The organism is Paenibacillus sp. 1011MAR3C5 (assembly GCF_003591485.1).
GTDB lineage: Bacteria > Bacillota > Bacilli > Paenibacillales > Paenibacillaceae > Pristimantibacillus.
This window is the reverse complement of the sequence record NZ_QZCF01000005.1, coordinates 25,036-41,683: the sequence shown is the minus strand read 5'-3', so window position 1 is coordinate 41,683 and position 16,648 is coordinate 25,036. Positions and strand designations below refer to the sequence as shown.

Here is a 16,648-nt window from a genome sequence, read left to right as displayed (position 1 = left end):
TACTCTTGATATAGCCGGAGTCCATGAGTTCTCCAACAGCCACGGCAACCGTCCCGAAAGCGCCGTCACGCATCTTGAGCGGCAAGCGTGTTCCATGCTTCCGCAGCTGCCCGCTGCTCCGCTTCCTTCTTCGTGCGTCCGGAGCCAAGACCATACCGTTCCTCGCCCAGGCAAACCTCGACGATGAACTCCCGGTCATGTGCAGGGCCGCGCTCTTCCACAATGCGGTACTCGACCGGACCTAGTCCGTTATGCTGCGCTTTCTCCTGAAGCTTGGACTTGGCATCCTTCATGAGCAGGCCAAAGTCGTTGGATTCAATAAACGGAAACATGTGCTCTTCCAGAAATACACGCGTGCGCTCAATCCCTGCATCGAGAAAGATCGCTCCGATAAACGACTCGAACAAGTCCGCCAATAACGCTTGGCGATGCCTGCCTCCAAGCTGCTCCTCGCCCCGTCCCAGCAGCACATACTTGCCCAGCTCCATCCGCTCCGCAAAGTAAGCGAGCGACGGCTCGCAGACGACGGATGCCCGCATCCGGGTCAGCTCGCCTTCCGGCCGCTTCGGATAAGTGGTGAACAGATATTCGGAGACCAGCAGCTGCAGCACCGCGTCGCCCAGAAACTCCAGACGTTCGTTATCCTGTACCGATCCGCGCTTATGCTCATTCACATAGGAAGTGTGCGTGAACGCTTGCCTCAGCAGTCTTGGACGTTTGAAAGCGAGCTGCAGCTTCTGCTGCAGCTCGTCAAAATGTTCATGCTTCATATGCTTTCATCACGATCGTAGCATTATGGCCCCCAAAGCCGAACGAATTGGACAGGGCATACTTCACGTTCGCTTCGCGAGGCGTATTCGGTACGTAATCCAGGTCGAGCTCAGGGTCCTGGTTGTCCAGGTTAATCGTCGGAGCGATGACGCCGCTCTTCAGCGTCAATCCAAGAATCACGGCTTCTACGCCGCCCGCCGCGCCGAGCAGATGGCCCGTCATCGACTTTGTGGAGCTGACCGCCACCTTGTAAGCGTGATCACCGAACGTCTTCTTAATAGCGGTCGTCTCGGATTTGTCGCCTACCGGAGTGGATGTGCCGTGCGCATTGATGTAATCGATCTCTGACGGCTCGATGCCTGCGTCCCGGATCGCCTTCACCATACAACGCGCTGCTCCGTCCGGGTCCGGCTCCGTCATGTGATGAGCGTCTCCGCTCATGCCATAACCGACCACTTCAGCGTAGATCTTCGCACCGCGGGCTACCGCATGATCCAGCGACTCCAGCACAAGCACTCCCGCGCCTTCGCCCATTACGAATCCGTCGCGGTCGATATCGAACGGACGGCTGGCTTTCTCCGGCTCATCATTGCGCGTCGACATCGCACGCATCGAGCAGAAGCCCGCCATGCCTGTTGGACGAATTGTCGCTTCGGCACCGCCGGCCAGCATCACGTCTGCGTCACCGCGTTGAATCATCTTGAATGAATCGCCGATGGAGTGCGTACCAGTCGCACAAGCCGTAACCGCCGTACTGTTAGGGCCTTTTGCGCCAGTCAGCATCGACACTTGGCCGGATGCCATATTCGCGATCATCATCGGAATGAAGAACGGGCTAACGCGCTTCGGACCTTTCTCCAGCAATACGTTATGCTGATCTTCCCAAGTGCCAAGGCCGCCAATGCCGGAACCGATCATCACGCCAACGCGCTCTGCGTCGGCATTCTCACCGATCTTAAGCGCTGCGTCCTCTACTGCCAGCTTGCTTGCGACAGCCGCGAATTGAACGAAGCGGTCCATGCGGCGCGCTTCTTTTTTATCCAAACCGTATTCTTCGGGATTGAAGTTTTTGACCTCCGCCGCAATGCGCGTCGGGTATTCGGAGAAATCGAATGCCTCCACAACGGATACGCCCGATTTTCCTTCTAGCAGGTTCCCCCAAAATTGCTCCAGATCGGAACCTAGCGATGTAATGACCCCCATGCCTGTAACGACAACTCTCTGTTTCATTGCATTCACCTCTGCAGACAGCGATTTAGAAGACCGTAATAAGGAATCTTCCTTCTATATGAAAAGCGGTTAGGCTTCATTATAAACGTTATAAAAGCGTCGAAAATGCGCTACATGGAGAGAAGTCCCGTATATCGCAACGGGACTTGTCCATCCTTAGGTATGAGATTGTATGTAAGTCACAACTTCTCCCACCGTAGTGATTTTCTCTGCATCTTCATCAGAGATTTCCATATCAAACTCGTCTTCCAGCTCCATGACCAATTCTACGACGTCAAGAGAGTCAGCTCCGAGGTCATCTTTGAATGAAGCTTCAAGTTTTACTTCTGCTTCGTCTACGCCAAGGCGGTCGATGACAATACGTTTTACGCGTTCTACTACTTCGGACATCCGGTTCACCTCCTCCACCGTATTATACGAGAATTAAATGTAAATTGCCATCTTTACCTTACGGGGTAAAAGGCCTGCACTGTCGGGTCAGCGACTACATGTACATGCCGCCGTCGACATGGACGGTCTGACCTGTCATATAGGCAGCAGCATCGGATGCGAGGAATCTGACCGCATTCGCAATATCAGCCGCGTCGCCTAAGCGCGCAAGCGGGATTTGGGCGGACAGCGATTCCTTCATATCCTCTGGCAGCTTGTCCGTCATGTCGGTCTGGATGAATCCAGGCGCGACACAGTTGACGGTAATTCCGCGCGACGCCAGCTCCCTAGCACTAGCCTTAGTCAAGCCAATCACGCCTGCTTTCGCTGCGACGTAGTTAGCTTGTCCCGGATTGCCGAGCACACCCACGACGGAAGAAATATTAATAATTCGGCCAGAGCGCTGCTTCATCATCGGACGCGTAACGGCTTTGATGCCGTTGAACACGCCTTTCAGATTCGTCTCGATGACCTGGTCGAACTCTTCTTCCTTCATGCGCATAATTAAATTATCTCTTGTAATGCCGGCGTTATTCACAAGAATATCCAGCGCGCCGAGCTGCTCGATCACGTCCTTCACCATCGTGTCGAACTCGTCGGCTTTCCCGACATTCGCTTTCACGATGATGGCGCGGCGCCCCAGCGCTTCGACAGCGGACGCCGTCTCCGCAGCAGCGGCTTCGCTGCCGGAATAGTTAATCGCCACGTCGGCGCCCGCTTCTGCCAGCGCAATGGCGATCGCGCGGCCGATGCCGCGCGATGCGCCCGTCACGAGAGCCTTCTTCCCTTCCAGACTCGCAAACATAATGATTCCCTCCGTCTTGGATTAGTTCACCTGCAGCGCATCCAGCGCCGAGATGTTGTTCACCGATATGACGCGAACGCCCCGGTCGATTTTTTTGATCAAACCGGCAAGCACCGTACCCGAACCAATCTCAACAAACGTATCTACGCCTTGCTCAATCAAGTAGCGCACGCTGTCTTCCCACAATACAGGAGAATAGACCTGCTCCACAAGCAGCTCGCGAATAGAGGAAGCATCTGTCACCTCGCGCGCCGTTACGTTCGCCACGACCGGAACGGCCGCATCCGTGAACGCAACGTCTGCGAGCGCAGCCGCAAGCTTCTCGGCCGCGGGCTTCATTAGCGAGGAATGGAACGGACCGCTCACTTCAAGCGGAATGACCCGCTTCGCTCCCGCCTCCTTGCCCCGTTCCGCAACAGCCTGTACGCCTTGCGCCGTTCCGGAGACAACGATCTGAGCCGGGCAATTCACGTTCGCCAGCTCCACCGCGCATCCATCGGCTGTAATCGCTTCGCACAGACTCGCAAGCGCGTCGCGCTCAGCACCAAGCACAGCAGCCATAGCGCCTAATCCGCTAGGCACAGCCTGCTCCATATACAAGCCGCGAGCGCGAACCGTACGCACCGCATCCTCGAAGGACAATACGCCCGCCGCGACGAGCGCGCTGTACTCACCCAAGCTGTGACCCGCTACATAATCCGCCTTGAGACCGCTCGCCTCCAGCAGCTTCAAGTATGCAACGCTAACTGTAAGAAGAGCCGGCTGCGTATTCGCCGTCTGTTTGAGCGCCTCTTCCGGGCCCTCGAATATAAGGCTCGTCAATTCCATGCCCAGTGCCTGATCAGCCTTCTGGAAAATGTCCCGTACGCTCTCGAATGCATCGTAAGCATCCTTGCCCATGCCTACCGCCTGGGCTCCCTGTCCGGGAAATACAAATGCTGTCTTCGCCAACGCGTTTCCCCTCCTACACCAAATCCAATACGGTTCATCCGCCCCGGAGTGCGGACCTATCACCGCGTTCTATTACCAAACGAGTACGGAAGCTCCCCATGTCAAGCCGCCGCCGAATCCGACGAACACCAGCGTATCGCCTTCCTTTACCCGGTTCTGCTCTACGGCTTCCGCCAGCGCAACCGGAATGGAAGCGGCCGACATATTCCCGTATTTGTCCAAATTAATCATGGCTTTCTCCTCGGGCAGATTCAGCCTGTTCAGCGCCGATTGAATAATCCGGATGTTCGCTTGATGCGGGATAAGCAAGTCAACATCCTCCTTGGCGAGGCCCGCCTTCGCAAGCGCGTCCTCTGCTGCGCTGCCCATAATGCGCACGGCAAACTTAAAGACATCATTGCCTGCCATATGGATAAAATGCTGCTTCGTCGCGATACTGTGCTCGGAGGATGGCATCCGCGATCCGCCGCCTCCGACTTTCAGCAGCTCGCCGCCGCTGCCGTCTGCTCCCAGCTCAAAGGAGCGGAAGCCTCTGCCTTCCTCAACCTGTCCGAGCACGACAGCGCCTGCACCGTCACCGAACAGGATGCATGTGTTGCGATCGGTATAATCCGTAATGCGGGACAGCGTCTCAGCGCCCACGACCAGGACATGGTTGTACATACCTGTAGCGATCATATTCGTTGCCGTCGCCAGGCCGTAAATAAAGCCCGAGCACGCTGCGGACAGATCGAATGCCGCCGCTTTGGTTGCGCCTAATTTCGTTTGAAGAAGGCAAGCGGTGGACGGGAAGAACATATCCGGCGTAATCGTCGATACGATGATCAGATCAAGATCCTCCGCAGTCACGCCTGCGGCAGCAATCGCTTGCTTCGCCGCTTCATAAGCCAGATCGGAGGTCGCCTCCGCTTCTGCTGCCATACGACGTTCTTTGATTCCGGTTCGAGTAACGATCCATTCGTCGTTCGTTTCTACCATTTGCTCCAATTGTTGATTCGTAAGAATGCGTTCGGGCACATATTTGCCCGTTCCAATAATGCCGACAGGATGCAAACCCATGCTTCACACTCACTTCCCGTTAATTTCAGAAGAGATTGATTCTATCATATTGCCTTGAAGAGCAATTCTTGCCTGGCGAACCGCATTTTTCACCGCGACCGCGTCGGATGAGCCGTGGCATTTCACGACCAGTCCATTGAGGCCGAGGAGCGGCGCTCCACCATGCTCCTTGTAGTCCATCTTTTTCTTCAGTTTTTTCAATTGCGGCAGCATAATCGCAGCTGCTATCTTCGTCAGGAAGGAATTGCCGAACGCGCTCTTCAGCATTGTGAAGATCGTACCCGCCGTACCCTCCAGCGATTTCAGCATAATGTTGCCTGCGAATCCGTCGCATATAAGCACGTCGCAATTCCGGTTCAGCACATCTCTGGATTCCACGTTGCCAATGAAATGAATCGGCGCCTGCTCCATTAGCTCATAGGCCGCTTTTGTCATCTCATTGCCCTTCTTCGCTTCTGTGCCGACATTCAGCAATCCGACCCTCGGCTGCTTGATGCCATGCACCTTTTCACGATAGATGCTGCCCATAACTGCGTATTGCGCCAGATGCTCCGGCTTCGCATCCATATTCGCACCCAAATCCATAGCGAGAATGCCTACATCATCCATCGTGGGCAAAACAAAAGCGAGCGCGGGACGCTCAATGCCTTCCATCCTGCCTACCACCAGCAAGCCAGTAGTCATAAGCGCTCCCGTATTGCCAGCGGACAGCATAGCGTCAGCCTGCTTGTCCTTGACCAATTGGCCGGCCACGACCATGGAAGCACCCTTTTTCCGTCTTACCGCTTTCACCGGCTCGTCATCCGGACCGATTACTTCATCCGCGTGAATGAGCTGCACATTAGAAGGAATTCCTTCCTTCAGCAACGGCTCGATCACCGCTTTATCGCCAACAAGCAGCAGCTCGGTGTCCGGCCATTCGGCCGCGGCATCCAGCGCGCCTTTTACAATCTGCTCAGGGGCGTGATCTCCCCCCATGGCATCAATGGCGATCCGCATGTTCTTCTCCCCCTCCATCATCCCTGTTGCCAGCGGATCTGAAGATGACGAAGTTGCCTTGGAACACCATTTCGTCACCTACATATGTGAATAGTTCGACTTTCGATTTGCTTCGCTCTCCCGAGATCGAACGGACATAGGCCTTGGCAATGCATTTCTCGCCCAGCCTCACCGGTCGTATGAAGCGAATGTCAGCCGTAACGGTTAGCGCAATGGCGTCGTCAATAACGGCAACCGCAAGCGAATTCGCTTGCGCGAACACATGATGTCCCCTGGCAATAGACGTGCGGGAGAAGACATGCTCTTCCCTGATCTCGAAGATCGAGATGCCGCTCTTGTCCAGCTCCAGGTCCACAATCTCCCCGATCACCTCATGAAGGGGCAGGGAGCGTACGGAATCATAAGAGCGTTCTGCCATCAGCTTCAATCGTTCCCGAAGCTCCGGGATCCCAAGCTCCATCCGGTCCAGCCGAATGGTCTGTATGCTGACCTTCAGCAGGCGCGTCAGCTCCCGGTCCGTCATAAAAGGATTCTCTTCGATATGCTGGGCCAGCAGCTGATGCCGTTGGCGTTTGGGCATTCGTTCCATGCTCGGCTTCACCCCTTTGTCCATCAATGCGTATAGGAATGACTGAGCGCCTATTCTAGCAAAACGTTATCGCCGACCATTCCCTACTAGATATATGTTAATTATATGTTTTTATCACCTGGTACTAAATTAGTATATAAAAAAAAGTCATTCTGCGCAATGAAACCAAAAAAATAGCACCTCACCGCGAGATGAAGTGCTATCATGGAAATCATTATTATTGGGAAATGATCTCTTTTGTTTTGTAATATCCACACACTTTGCATACGTGGTGAGCCAATTTCAGCTCTCCGCATTGCTCACATTTTACCATACCCGGTATCGCAAGCTTGAAATGCGTGCGACGCTTGTCGCGGCGAGTTTTGGATGTTCTACGTTGAGGTACTGCCATCTTTCCCACCTCCTTCACAAAATCAATGCCGTTACTACTCCTTAAACAAATCCTTCAGCGATTCAAAGCGAGGGTCAATCCGCTCGTTTTTGCATTCGCAGGTTCGCTCATTTAAGTTTTCTCCGCAGGTCTGACAGAGTCCCTTGCAATCCTTGCCGCACAGCGGCGCGAAAGGCATGAACACCAGAAGCGCTTCTTCCAGAAACGGCAACAGGTCCAGTCTGTCCGATTTCAATTCCACAAATTCTTCGTTTTCATCCGTATTGCCGTCAGCTTCCTCATTGGAAGGAGGCTTGAACTGTTCGAAGAAGGGAATGACCGTATGTTCCTTAGTCGGTTCAAGACAACGTGAGCATGCAAGCTCCAAATCGATGGTTAATGTACCTTCGACTGTTACGAATCCTTCATGACCAGCAACCTCAAGCGACACATGGAGCGGACCAGCCGCAATTACATCCGCCCGTCCCTTGAACAATTCGCTCACATCGAGCACTTCTTGTACGGTTGCCTTCAGGCTTCTGGACATCATCTCTTGCATATGAAACTGCATATCATCACTCCAAACAAACAAAGATTATTATAGCGATTCAAACGATCTTTTGTCAACAATTTCACTTTGCAATTCATATTGGACATCTTCCGCTGTGTTGCGGCATCCTCTCTATGCTATAGTGAAATCACCTATAAATCAAGAAGATGGGAGAGATGTCTATTCCATGCGCGCTGTAGGCTTGATCGTAGAATACAATCCGTTTCATAACGGACATCTTTATCATTTGCTCGAATCAGTCAAATTAACAGAGGCCGAGGCCGTTGTCGCCGTCATGAGCGGCAACTTCCTGCAGCGCGGCGAACCTGCGATGTGGGACAAGTGGACACGGACCCGCATGGCGCTGCACGGAGGCTGCGATCTAGTCATTGAGCTGCCTGTCGCCTATGCGACGCATGCTGCTGAATGGTTCGCTTACGGCGCTGTATCGCTGCTGGAGGCAACAGGCGTCGTTGACGCCTTCTGCTTCGGAACGGAGAGCGGCGAGCTTGCTCCGCTGCTGCACGCGGCGGAGATCGCAGCGGATGAGCCGCCGCGCTTTCAGACACTGCTCAGAAGCCGTCTGGATACAGGAACGAGTTATCCTGTCGCCTACAGCGGCGCCCTTCAGGCGTATTTGGCCGAGCAGGGCTACGCGGACGCTGCTTCATTTTCCTTTGATACGCCGAACCATACGCTCGGCCTGCACTATCTTATCGCTTTGAAGCGAATTAAAGGCGCAATGAAGCCGTACACGATCGCCCGCGAAAAAGCGCAGTACCACCAAGAGTCGATCACCGACGGCTCCATTGCCAGCGCGACGGCTATCCGAAAGCTGCTGCTGGATAGCGAATCGCTGGAGGCTGCCTCGCCATTTGTACCGGTGTCGACTTACTGGAACATTCAGTCCAGTGCCTCAGGGGGCGTCGCCCCTGTGAGCTGGGAGCGCTATATGCCTGCGTTGATGCACAAGCTGGTAACGAGTGACGCTGCATCGCTTGCGTCTTACCGTGATGTTAGCGAGGGATTGGAGCATCGCATGCTGAATGCGCTGCCTGAGCTTGGCGAAGCAAGCTTCGCGGAGCTGTTGTCGCTGCTCAAGACGAAGCGATATACCCGTACCCGGCTGCAGCGTGCGCTACTGTCCATTTTGCTCGGACATGCCAAAGCTGACTTCACACCGGACAAGCTGGGCAGCGGAGTAGAATATATTCGCGTTCTGGGCTTCACTGAGAAGGGCCGAACGCTGCTGAAGCGGATGCGCGAGACATCCTCTCTGCCCATCCTGCTCAGCGCGGCAAGGCCTCCTGAGCCCTGCCGCTACCTCAACCTCGACGTCAGGGCCAGCAACGCCTACATGCTCGGTACAGGCGGCAGCGAGCTGTCAGCATCGCTGTTCCGTGACTACCGCGAAAAGCCCGTCATGATCTGACGGGCTTTTCGTTTGGATGCGTTGGCTGGGTTACGCGATGGATGAAACGCCGCCAGACACTTTTACGTCGGTGTCGACGACCTAACACGCTCGTGTAGACTCCCCAAGACACATTTAAATCGGTGTCGCCGATCTTAGTACGCTCGTGTGAACTCGTCAGGCACATTAAAGTCGGTCTCACCGACCTGTTTCGCTCGTATGAACGCTTCACACACCGCCAAAGCTCCGCACATACGCTGATCTAAGTCACATCGGTGCTAAACTCACAGTTCACTTCACCGCATTACCACAAATATAAATGAGTCCAAAAACTCACACATTAATACGATTTGATGCAAATGCAGCTATGGCGTCCAGCGCATCCTGAAGCGTGTCTACACCAACGATTTTCATATCCGTCTTAATGGATTTCGATTTGCTGAGCGCATCCCTTTCATTCGCCTTAGGGACCAGGAATAGCTCTGCGCCCTCTCCGGAGGTGGATACCACCTTCTGCTTGATGCCGCCTATCGCGCCGACTTTTCCATCCGGGCTGATTGTTCCAGTGGCAGCAATCCGAGCTCCCTGCGTCAGATCGCCTTCCGTCAGCAAGTCGATAGCGCCAAGCGTAAAGACTAGTCCAGCGGAAGGCCCGCCGATCTCGCCTGCGGATATGGACAGTCTCTGCTTCTGATGTGTCGCTTCAACCGTCCGCAGCTCGACAAAGCTCTTCGCGCCCAGCAGGAGCGCCAATCGCTTCTCATCCGATTGAGCTGCGCTATCCGCATAGGAAACCGATGGCTCCAGCTCGATCATCATCTGCTTGCCGCCCCGCTCGATCTCGATCATGACCGAATGGGATGTGCCGTCCGCTTTCCCTTCCAGCGCTTTGATCACTTGATCTGCGGCACTTTCGACGCTTTGGAATGCTTCCCCGCCATCTAACCGCAGCAGCTTATCTCCCGCGCGCAGCCTTCCAACCGGCTGTTCGGCAATTCGGATAATATCTGTAATCACTATTGCTTCCGTTTTCACTTCGTAAGGAACACTCAAATACCGGTAAGCGGCCTCGACCGCATCGTATTGCGAGCCCTCCATAATAACCGTCAAACGTTCTGCGTACTGTTCCTTTGTGTAATTGCCAAATACGGAGCTTTTCTGATAGACATCCCGGTCCCGATTGACCGTCGCCTTCAGCACACCCCACAGATTAGGTTCAATCAGCTTGACCGCCGTCAGCAAAAACTGCCCTCCATCCGCCGAAGCGCCGGATTCCAATGCAATCATCGGCTCCACCGGCACAGCTATGCCAGGTTCGTATACCAGATAAGGTGTGGGAGCATATAGAAGCCCCCACATGACAAACGCAGTAATCGCCGCCGTCAATAAGATGCGCCGCACGGCAGTTAGTCCTCTACGCATAGGCTTCCTCCCATCGATGCAAGCTTTTCGATTCATGGTCTATCTTCATTTCGTACAACGTAAGAATAAACGTAAATGGTTTGTCCCAAAAGGAGTTGATCGGCATGCCCAAAACCATTGTTCTAGCCGTCTTGTCCATCCTGCTGGTCGGCTCCATCATTGTGCGGCCCGACGCCTCGTTCCAGGCTTCGCTGCAAGGCCTTACCGTATGGTGGAATATCGTATTCCCGGGACTGCTCCCGTTTCTCGTCTTATATGAAATCATGCTGGCCTTTGGCCTGGCCCATGCCATCGGAACGATGCTGCAGCCGCTCATGCAGCGGGCGCTCGGCTTGCCCGGCGAAGCGGCGCTAGCCCTCGTATTCGGCTGGGCAGGCGGCTATCCAGCAGGCTCGGAGGCCGTCGCTTCCTTACGCAAGCGAGAGCTGCTCAACCGGGCACAAGGACAGCGCCTGCTATCCTTCGCCCATATGCCGAACCCGCTCTTTATGCTTGTGGTAATCGGAGCGGGCTTCCTTCATAAACCGATTGCGGGCATGATGATAGCAGCAGCCGTCTGGGTATCCGCCCTGTGGCTGCTGCTAATGACTTCGATATTCCGCCAGCGGAAGCAAGCACCAGCAGCCCAGGATCAAGTCCGTTCTTCAGGCTGGCTGTCGACATTCGCGCACGGCCTTCAATCCGGCCGTGAACAAGACGGCCGAAGCTTCGGCAAAGTACTCGGCGATGCCGTCTCAGGCAGCGTGCAAAAGCTGATGGTAGTAGGCGGGTTTATGATATTCGCCGCCGTATTAGCGAAGCTGGTGGAGCCTCTGCTCGCACCGCTGCAGAAACAAGGCTTCTCCTTCATCGGCGCCGCCTTCTTCGAGAGCCATCTGGGATCGTATGCCGCGGCGATCTGGAATGCGCCGGGCGGCAGCGCTGCTTTCGGCTGCGCCGTCATCGCAGCCATATTGGCATGGAGCGGGCTGGCCGGAATCCTGCAGACCGGCTATGCCATTGCCGGCACCGATCTGAGATTGCTTCCTTTCGTCATCCATCGCCTGAACCATGCGCTGCATGCATTTCTGCTAACCCTATTGCTATGGCGTCCACTAAGCTGGCTCGCTGGCAAGCTTGCCCCGGAAGGCGGGTTTCCGGTTATGGTATCCGGCCGCTATTATACGTCCGCAGCAGATGTCAGCATGCCGATGAACACCATGACGGCAAGCGATTTGCCTGTCCTATGGCTGTACTCGATCGGATCGGCAGCCATTCTATTGACTGTAATGCTCATTCTATATGCCTTTATGCCGGGAAAATCCAAGCCAATTCGCATCCATCGCTAACAGTCCGAATGAGAGAGCTTCTCGGTCCTAAACGCTTAATAGAATGCAATCAGGAGCGGGCTTCGTATTTCTCCTTAAGACGCGCCTCTACGACAGGCGGCACCAATTCCTTCACTTCGCCTTTAAATTGGGCGATTTCTTTTACGATACTGGAGCTGAGATAGGAATATTTGGGATTCGTCATCATAAACATCGTGTCGATCTCACCATCAAGCAGATGGTTCGTTGAAGCTAGCTGAAGCTCATATTCGAAATCGGTTACCGAGCGAATGCCGCGAATAATGACATCCGCCTCTTTGCTGCGCATGAATCGCACCAATAAGTCACGGAAGCTGTCAATTTCCACATTCGGCAAATCTTTGGTTACCTCTCGAAGCAGCTCCTTGCGCTCTGCGACACTAAAGAGCGGGTTTTTGCTCGTGTTGTTCAAGACTGCGACGATCAGACGATCGAATTGTTTTGCCGAGCGCTGAATGATGTCCAGATGGCCATAGGTAACGGGATCAAAGCTGCCCGGGTATACGGCGATGCGTTCCTTCTTCAGGGGTTGTCCTGCTGCTTTCTTCTCATTCGTTGACATCCGATTCGCTCCTATTCGTATCTTCCGTAGTACCTTCTATGTATCGATATATGGTAACGGCTGTATCGCCATATTTTGCGGTTCTGATTTGATGGAACCCTGGTATGTCATCCGAATACATAGCGGAGGCGTCATGCTCTATGATAATGGTTGCATCCGGTGCCAGCATGCCCTTAGCGGCCAGCTCGCCCATCATTTCATTCATCTCCGTCATCCGGTAAGGCGGATCCAGAAACACGAGTGTAAAGCTGATATCCCGCTTTGCCAACGCTTTCAAGGCGCGATCGGCATCATTGCGGTAAATTTCAGAAGCGTTCTCCGCTCCCGCTGTTCGCACATTGTGACGGATTATATCCACACTTATCTTTTCCTTATCGACAAATATTACTTTCTCCGCGCCCCGGCTCCATGCCTCAAGGCCAAGTCCGCCCGTTCCTGCGAACAAATCAAGCGCGATACCTCCGTCGAAGTAAGGACCGATCATACTGAAGATCGCTTCCTTTACCTTATCCGTTGTAGGCCTTGTATTCATGCCCGGCACGGCCTTCAGCGCGCGCCCTTTCGCCGCGCCTGCGATGATTCTCACTGCTTTTTGCCCCTTTCGCAATCGTTCCCGCCTATCGTACCATACATTCCCACGGAGAATAAAGATGAATGCATGAATCGGCTGGCATCGGATTTATCCTTTTTTCCGCCACCCAACCACTCCAGCCCGCAGCGCCATAGTATACAGAAAAGGAGGAAGCTTATGCCTAATTACCGCATTATTGTAGACTTGTCCGACCGGCAGCTGTACCTGCTGGACCAAGATATTGTCGTTCGCGCTTACCCTGTGGGCATCGGGAGAATGGTGACCCAGACCCCTACGGGAGAGTTCACGATCATTAACAAGCAGCCGAATCCGGGAGGTCCCTTCGGCGCCTTCTGGATGGGCCTCTCCAAGCCGTCATACGGCATACACGGCACCAATGATCCCTCTTCGATCGGGGGATTAGTCTCGCACGGCTGCATCCGAATGTATAATCAGGACGTCCTGCAGCTGCAATCGCTGGTGCCAGTCGGTACCCGAGTGACAATCCGGCCTTAGTGCGCAAAGAGCGCTATTGGAGGGTTATCCTCGAATAGCGCTCTTTTGGGGTTATTCCACTCGCATCAATATCAGCACATCCGGGTTCAATCAGCTCGGCTCGACTCTGCCCATCGCCTTGAATGCGTCCAGAACGTTTTGCAGCGCCTTCTTCTCTGCCGCTGTATCCGTTATCCCGTTGAATCTCACCATAGGACGGGGAGACGGTGTATGTTTCGTCATCCGCTTTAATCGTATAGCTGTCCATAAATACCCAATCATCGCCGGTATATCGAATCGCAAGACGGAGCCATGGAGAAGAGCCTTCCTGAGTGCCGAAATAAATATGAAAGGAGTTGGAATTTACATATTTTGCAGACGTTTTATCCGTATAGAACTAAACGCTGCTCTTTCTTTTCACGAAACCAATAGGCACGCTTGATAGTATGTAGTAGACTGACTATTTAGGGATTCACCTACTTCCGAAAGGGGCATCACGATGAACGATTATATCTACATTTGCCCTGCGTGCAGGACTCATAACGATCAATCAATAAACAATTGTGTTAGATGCGGGCATTCGATGCTAAGCACAACCTATCCGCCAATCATTGTAAGAAAGAAATCTTCTGCAGCAAAAATTATTGGGATAGTCGCTATTTGTTTTGGCGGCATCGTTATTTTTGGAACTCTCCTAGTTGTAGTATTCCTCTCCACTAAATAGTACAAGCGAGAATACGCGCGCTGCTATAAGTCAAAGGGGGAGGAAATCACCCATAAAAAATTGTTGGTACGGGAATAATCCCGTTCCCGTTCCCGTTCCCGTTCCTATATGCAAGGAGCATGAATGGACAGTTGATGCAGCAGCCGCTGGATTTAATGATATTCGAGGTTAATTGGGGCTCGTTTTGAAATTTTGGTCGGCAATTGGTCATCAACTTCTTATGACCATAAACTTCCACCACCCAAATCCCTTGATACTTAAGCATTCCTACAAAAATAATCGAGGCCCCCTTTCGGGGGCCTCTTTCATGGGAGAGGAGAAACCGGACGAAGAACTTATGGGGAAACGTAAGTCTTCTCCGCGGTTGTCTACGGCATCTTCCGACGCCGATGATTTTATCTTGTCCGGTTTCACCACGAATATACATCGCAGGCAAAAATAATATGGTGGCCGGAATGGGAATGCTGAAAGTAATTATTCAATAAAGCAGCTTGCATGCACTGATTGTGTCCCCAAAAAATCGATGGAGGTTATCTGCTCATGCATACCGTATGGAAAGGCGCTATCAGCTTTGGTCTCGTCCACGTACCCATCAAAATGTTCACCGCTACCGAGGATAAGGATGTGCGGTTCCGCAGCATCCACAAGGAATGCGGCACGCCGATCTCCCAGAAGCGCGTCTGTGCCCACTGCGACCGGGAAATTGAAAATGATGAAATCGCAAAAGGCTTTGAATACGAGCGAGGCAAGTTCGTCCTGTTCAGTGAAGAAGAGCTGGATGCCCTTCGGCCGGAGTCAGCTCGAACGATTCAAATCCTGGATTTCGTCAATCTGACCGATATCGATCCCATCTATTTCGAAAAAGCCTACTACCTGTCCCCCGATATGTCAGGCTCCGGCGCTTACGGCTTACTGCTTGAAGCTATCCGGCAAACAGGGAAAATCGGCATCGCCAAAATTTCCATCCGCAGCAAAAGCCGGCTTGCGGCCATACGCGTCGTAGACAATTGCTTATGCCTGGAGACCATGCACTTCCCGGATGAGATCCGCTCCATTTCCCAAGTGCCTAACTTGCCGGAGCAGGTGTCCGTCAACGATAAGGAACTGGAGATTGCCAAGCTGCTCATTGATCAGCTCTCTGCTGCGTTCGACCCGGAGAAATATACGGATGACTACCGCAACTCCCTGCTGCAGGCGATCGAATCCAAAGTGGCTGGTGAAGGCGTCGATATTGTTGCTGCGCCAGCTACCGACTCCACAAAGGTTATCGATCTGATGGCTGCGCTCCAGGCCAGTCTCGACGCAGCCAATATCCCGACAGATACCGGCAAAACCGGCGCAAAACGCAAGCCCGCTGCCACCAAAGAGAAGAAGCCTAAGAAAACGACCAAAGGCACTGCTTCATGACGGCTCCAACCAGCAGAATGCCACTGCCGTCTGTTCCGATGTCCCCGATTCTGGCGCCGGATATTCCGGAAGGACCGGAGTGGTGCTACCAAATCAAGTGGGACGGAGTCCGTACAATCATCAGACTGGACGGAACAGGCGGCGTGGAGCTGTTCTCCAAGCGGATGGAGCGTCGGAACAAGACCTTCCCGGAAATAGTCGAGCATCTGGCAACCTTGCGGGTCGGACCATGTGTAGCGGATGGGGAAATTGTCTATTTTGACGGCGTAAGGCCGAATTTTCAAAGAGGACGGCTAGGGATTCGCAATGGCAATGGACGGGACGAGCTGCTTCTCGTCCTGTTCGACTTGCTGCATGACGGGGACGAGGATTTGCGCCCGCTTCCGTTCCGCGAACGATTTGCGAGGCTGGCCTCGAAATTCCCGGAGAAGACGCCGCGGTTGATGGTATCGGATTTATTTGACGATGGACATGCCTTATGGGAGTGGCTCTATGAACGTGGCTGGGAAGGTCTTGTCTCCAAGCGGCTCGACAGCCCTTATACGGAAGGAAAGCATCATCAGTCGTGGTACAAGAAACGCAAGGAGCTGTTCCTTCAAGCCGAGGTGGTCGGCATCAAATTAAGGGAGGGACAAGTGTCCAGTCTTGTGCTACGATATGAAGGGCAATATGTCGGACATGTATCGGGGCTGGATTATGCGTCGAAACGCATACTGGAGCAGTTCATGCGGGACTATCCCGGCGAATGCCCTTTTCCGGTACTGACGCCCGGCATGAAAAAAGCCGAAGTAGCCTGGCTAAGCGTCCCCTTCCCCTGCCGCGTCTCCGCGCTTGAATTTACAGACAGCGGCTTGCTCCGCCAGCCGAAGCTGATTCGATTTGGCGTGGGTGAAGCTTGATTGGAAATCGGAAGCATTGGACTTACATAGCGCCTAAGGATCAGCTAGATATATGCAG

19 protein-coding genes are annotated in these 16,648 nt (G+C 53.6%); 5 read left to right on the top strand and 14 right to left on the bottom strand.

Translation table 11 applies throughout. The features are described 5' to 3' along the window. Window positions 1-65 precede the first annotated feature (65 nt). From rnc to D3P07_RS16080, 10 genes are all read right to left on the bottom strand, one after another. Window positions 66-770, bottom strand: a complete 705-nt coding sequence (gene rnc, locus D3P07_RS16125) for a ribonuclease III (RefSeq protein ID WP_119801279.1) — start codon at window positions 768-770, stop codon at window positions 66-68. Beyond that, on the bottom strand, window positions 760-2,001 hold the full coding sequence (gene fabF, locus D3P07_RS16120; RefSeq protein WP_119801278.1) for a beta-ketoacyl-ACP synthase II: 1,242 nt from the start codon (window positions 1,999-2,001) through the stop codon (window positions 760-762). Before fabF ends, rnc begins: the two co-directional genes overlap by 11 nt. Before the next feature lie 156 nt (window positions 2,002-2,157). Then, entirely contained in the window at window positions 2,158-2,391 is a 234-nt protein-coding gene (gene acpP / locus D3P07_RS16115; RefSeq protein WP_119801277.1) for an acyl carrier protein, read from the bottom strand. Between the two features lie 94 nt (window positions 2,392-2,485). Continuing rightward, window positions 2,486-3,235, bottom strand: coding sequence for a 3-oxoacyl-[acyl-carrier-protein] reductase (gene fabG / locus D3P07_RS16110; RefSeq protein WP_119801276.1), 750 nt, complete (start codon window positions 3,233-3,235; stop codon window positions 2,486-2,488). 21 nt (window positions 3,236-3,256) lie between these two features. Further along, window positions 3,257-4,186, bottom strand: coding sequence for an ACP S-malonyltransferase (gene fabD, locus D3P07_RS16105; protein ID WP_119801275.1), 930 nt, complete (start codon window positions 4,184-4,186; stop codon window positions 3,257-3,259). A 72-nt stretch (window positions 4,187-4,258) separates the two neighbouring features. Continuing rightward, the gene (locus D3P07_RS16100; protein ID WP_119801274.1) at window positions 4,259-5,245 is read right to left on the bottom strand and encodes a beta-ketoacyl-ACP synthase III; all 987 of its coding nucleotides are present in this window, start codon (window positions 5,243-5,245) and stop codon (window positions 4,259-4,261) included. A gap of 9 nt (window positions 5,246-5,254) precedes the next feature. Beyond that, window positions 5,255-6,244 (bottom strand): phosphate acyltransferase PlsX, encoded by a 990-nt coding sequence (gene plsX / locus D3P07_RS16095; protein WP_119801273.1) that lies wholly within the window; start codon window positions 6,242-6,244, stop codon window positions 5,255-5,257. Next, window positions 6,228-6,824, bottom strand: a complete 597-nt coding sequence (gene fapR, locus D3P07_RS16090) for a transcription factor FapR (protein ID WP_182914379.1) — start codon at window positions 6,822-6,824, stop codon at window positions 6,228-6,230. Before fapR ends, plsX begins: the two co-directional genes overlap by 17 nt. 226 nt (window positions 6,825-7,050) lie before the next feature. Continuing rightward, window positions 7,051-7,224, bottom strand: a complete 174-nt coding sequence (rpmF, locus tag D3P07_RS16085) for a 50S ribosomal protein L32 (RefSeq protein WP_116043433.1) — start codon at window positions 7,222-7,224, stop codon at window positions 7,051-7,053. Window positions 7,225-7,258: 34 nt separating this feature from the next. Then, window positions 7,259-7,774 carry a YceD family protein gene (locus D3P07_RS16080; RefSeq protein WP_119801272.1) on the bottom strand — a complete coding sequence of 172 codons (516 nt, stop codon included), beginning with the start codon at window positions 7,772-7,774 and terminating at the stop codon, window positions 7,259-7,261. 166 nt (window positions 7,775-7,940) lie between these two features. Here D3P07_RS16080 and D3P07_RS16075 point away from each other — a divergent pair, with 166 nt between their 5' ends. After that, entirely contained in the window at window positions 7,941-9,185 is a 1,245-nt protein-coding gene (locus D3P07_RS16075) for a nucleotidyltransferase (protein WP_119801271.1), read from the top strand. A gap of 312 nt (window positions 9,186-9,497) precedes the next feature. Here D3P07_RS16075 and D3P07_RS16070 read toward each other — a convergent pair whose 3' ends face one another. After that, the gene (locus tag D3P07_RS16070) at window positions 9,498-10,586 is read right to left on the bottom strand and encodes a S16 family serine protease (protein ID WP_182914357.1); all 1,089 of its coding nucleotides are present in this window, start codon (window positions 10,584-10,586) and stop codon (window positions 9,498-9,500) included. Window positions 10,587-10,690: 104 nt separating this feature from the next. Between D3P07_RS16070 and D3P07_RS16065 the strand changes: the two genes are divergently transcribed. Continuing rightward, a complete protein-coding gene (locus D3P07_RS16065; RefSeq protein WP_119801269.1) occupies window positions 10,691-11,914 on the top strand; it encodes a nucleoside recognition domain-containing protein in 1,224 nt (407 codons plus the stop codon). Window positions 11,915-11,963: 49 nt separating this feature from the next. Here D3P07_RS16065 and coaD read toward each other — a convergent pair whose 3' ends face one another. Further along, a complete protein-coding gene (gene coaD, locus D3P07_RS16060; RefSeq protein WP_119801268.1) occupies window positions 11,964-12,494 on the bottom strand; it encodes a pantetheine-phosphate adenylyltransferase in 531 nt (176 codons plus the stop codon). Continuing rightward, window positions 12,481-13,080, bottom strand: a complete 600-nt coding sequence (gene rsmD, locus D3P07_RS16055) for a 16S rRNA (guanine(966)-N(2))-methyltransferase RsmD (protein WP_259391540.1) — start codon at window positions 13,078-13,080, stop codon at window positions 12,481-12,483. Before rsmD ends, coaD begins: the two co-directional genes overlap by 14 nt. 162 nt (window positions 13,081-13,242) lie before the next feature. Between rsmD and D3P07_RS16050 the strand changes: the two genes are divergently transcribed. Continuing rightward, window positions 13,243-13,581: a L,D-transpeptidase gene (locus D3P07_RS16050; protein ID WP_119801266.1), complete on the top strand. Its 339-nt coding sequence runs from the start codon at window positions 13,243-13,245 to the stop codon at window positions 13,579-13,581. Between the two features lie 90 nt (window positions 13,582-13,671). On the opposite strand, the gene D3P07_RS27610 is transcribed toward D3P07_RS16050, so the two are convergent. After that, window positions 13,672-13,803, bottom strand: coding sequence for a hypothetical protein (locus tag D3P07_RS27610; RefSeq protein WP_259391538.1), 132 nt, complete (start codon window positions 13,801-13,803; stop codon window positions 13,672-13,674). Window positions 13,804-14,824: 1,021 nt separating this feature from the next. Between D3P07_RS27610 and ku the strand changes: the two genes are divergently transcribed. Together ku and D3P07_RS16040 are read left to right on the top strand one after the other, a co-directional pair. Continuing rightward, the gene (gene ku, locus D3P07_RS16045) at window positions 14,825-15,691 is read left to right on the top strand and encodes a non-homologous end joining protein Ku (protein WP_119801265.1); all 867 of its coding nucleotides are present in this window, start codon (window positions 14,825-14,827) and stop codon (window positions 15,689-15,691) included. Continuing rightward, window positions 15,688-16,590 (top strand): ATP-dependent DNA ligase, encoded by a 903-nt coding sequence (locus D3P07_RS16040; protein ID WP_119801264.1) that lies wholly within the window; start codon window positions 15,688-15,690, stop codon window positions 16,588-16,590. The genes ku and D3P07_RS16040 overlap by 4 nt, the downstream gene beginning before the upstream one ends. Window positions 16,591-16,648: the final 58 nt, after the last annotated feature.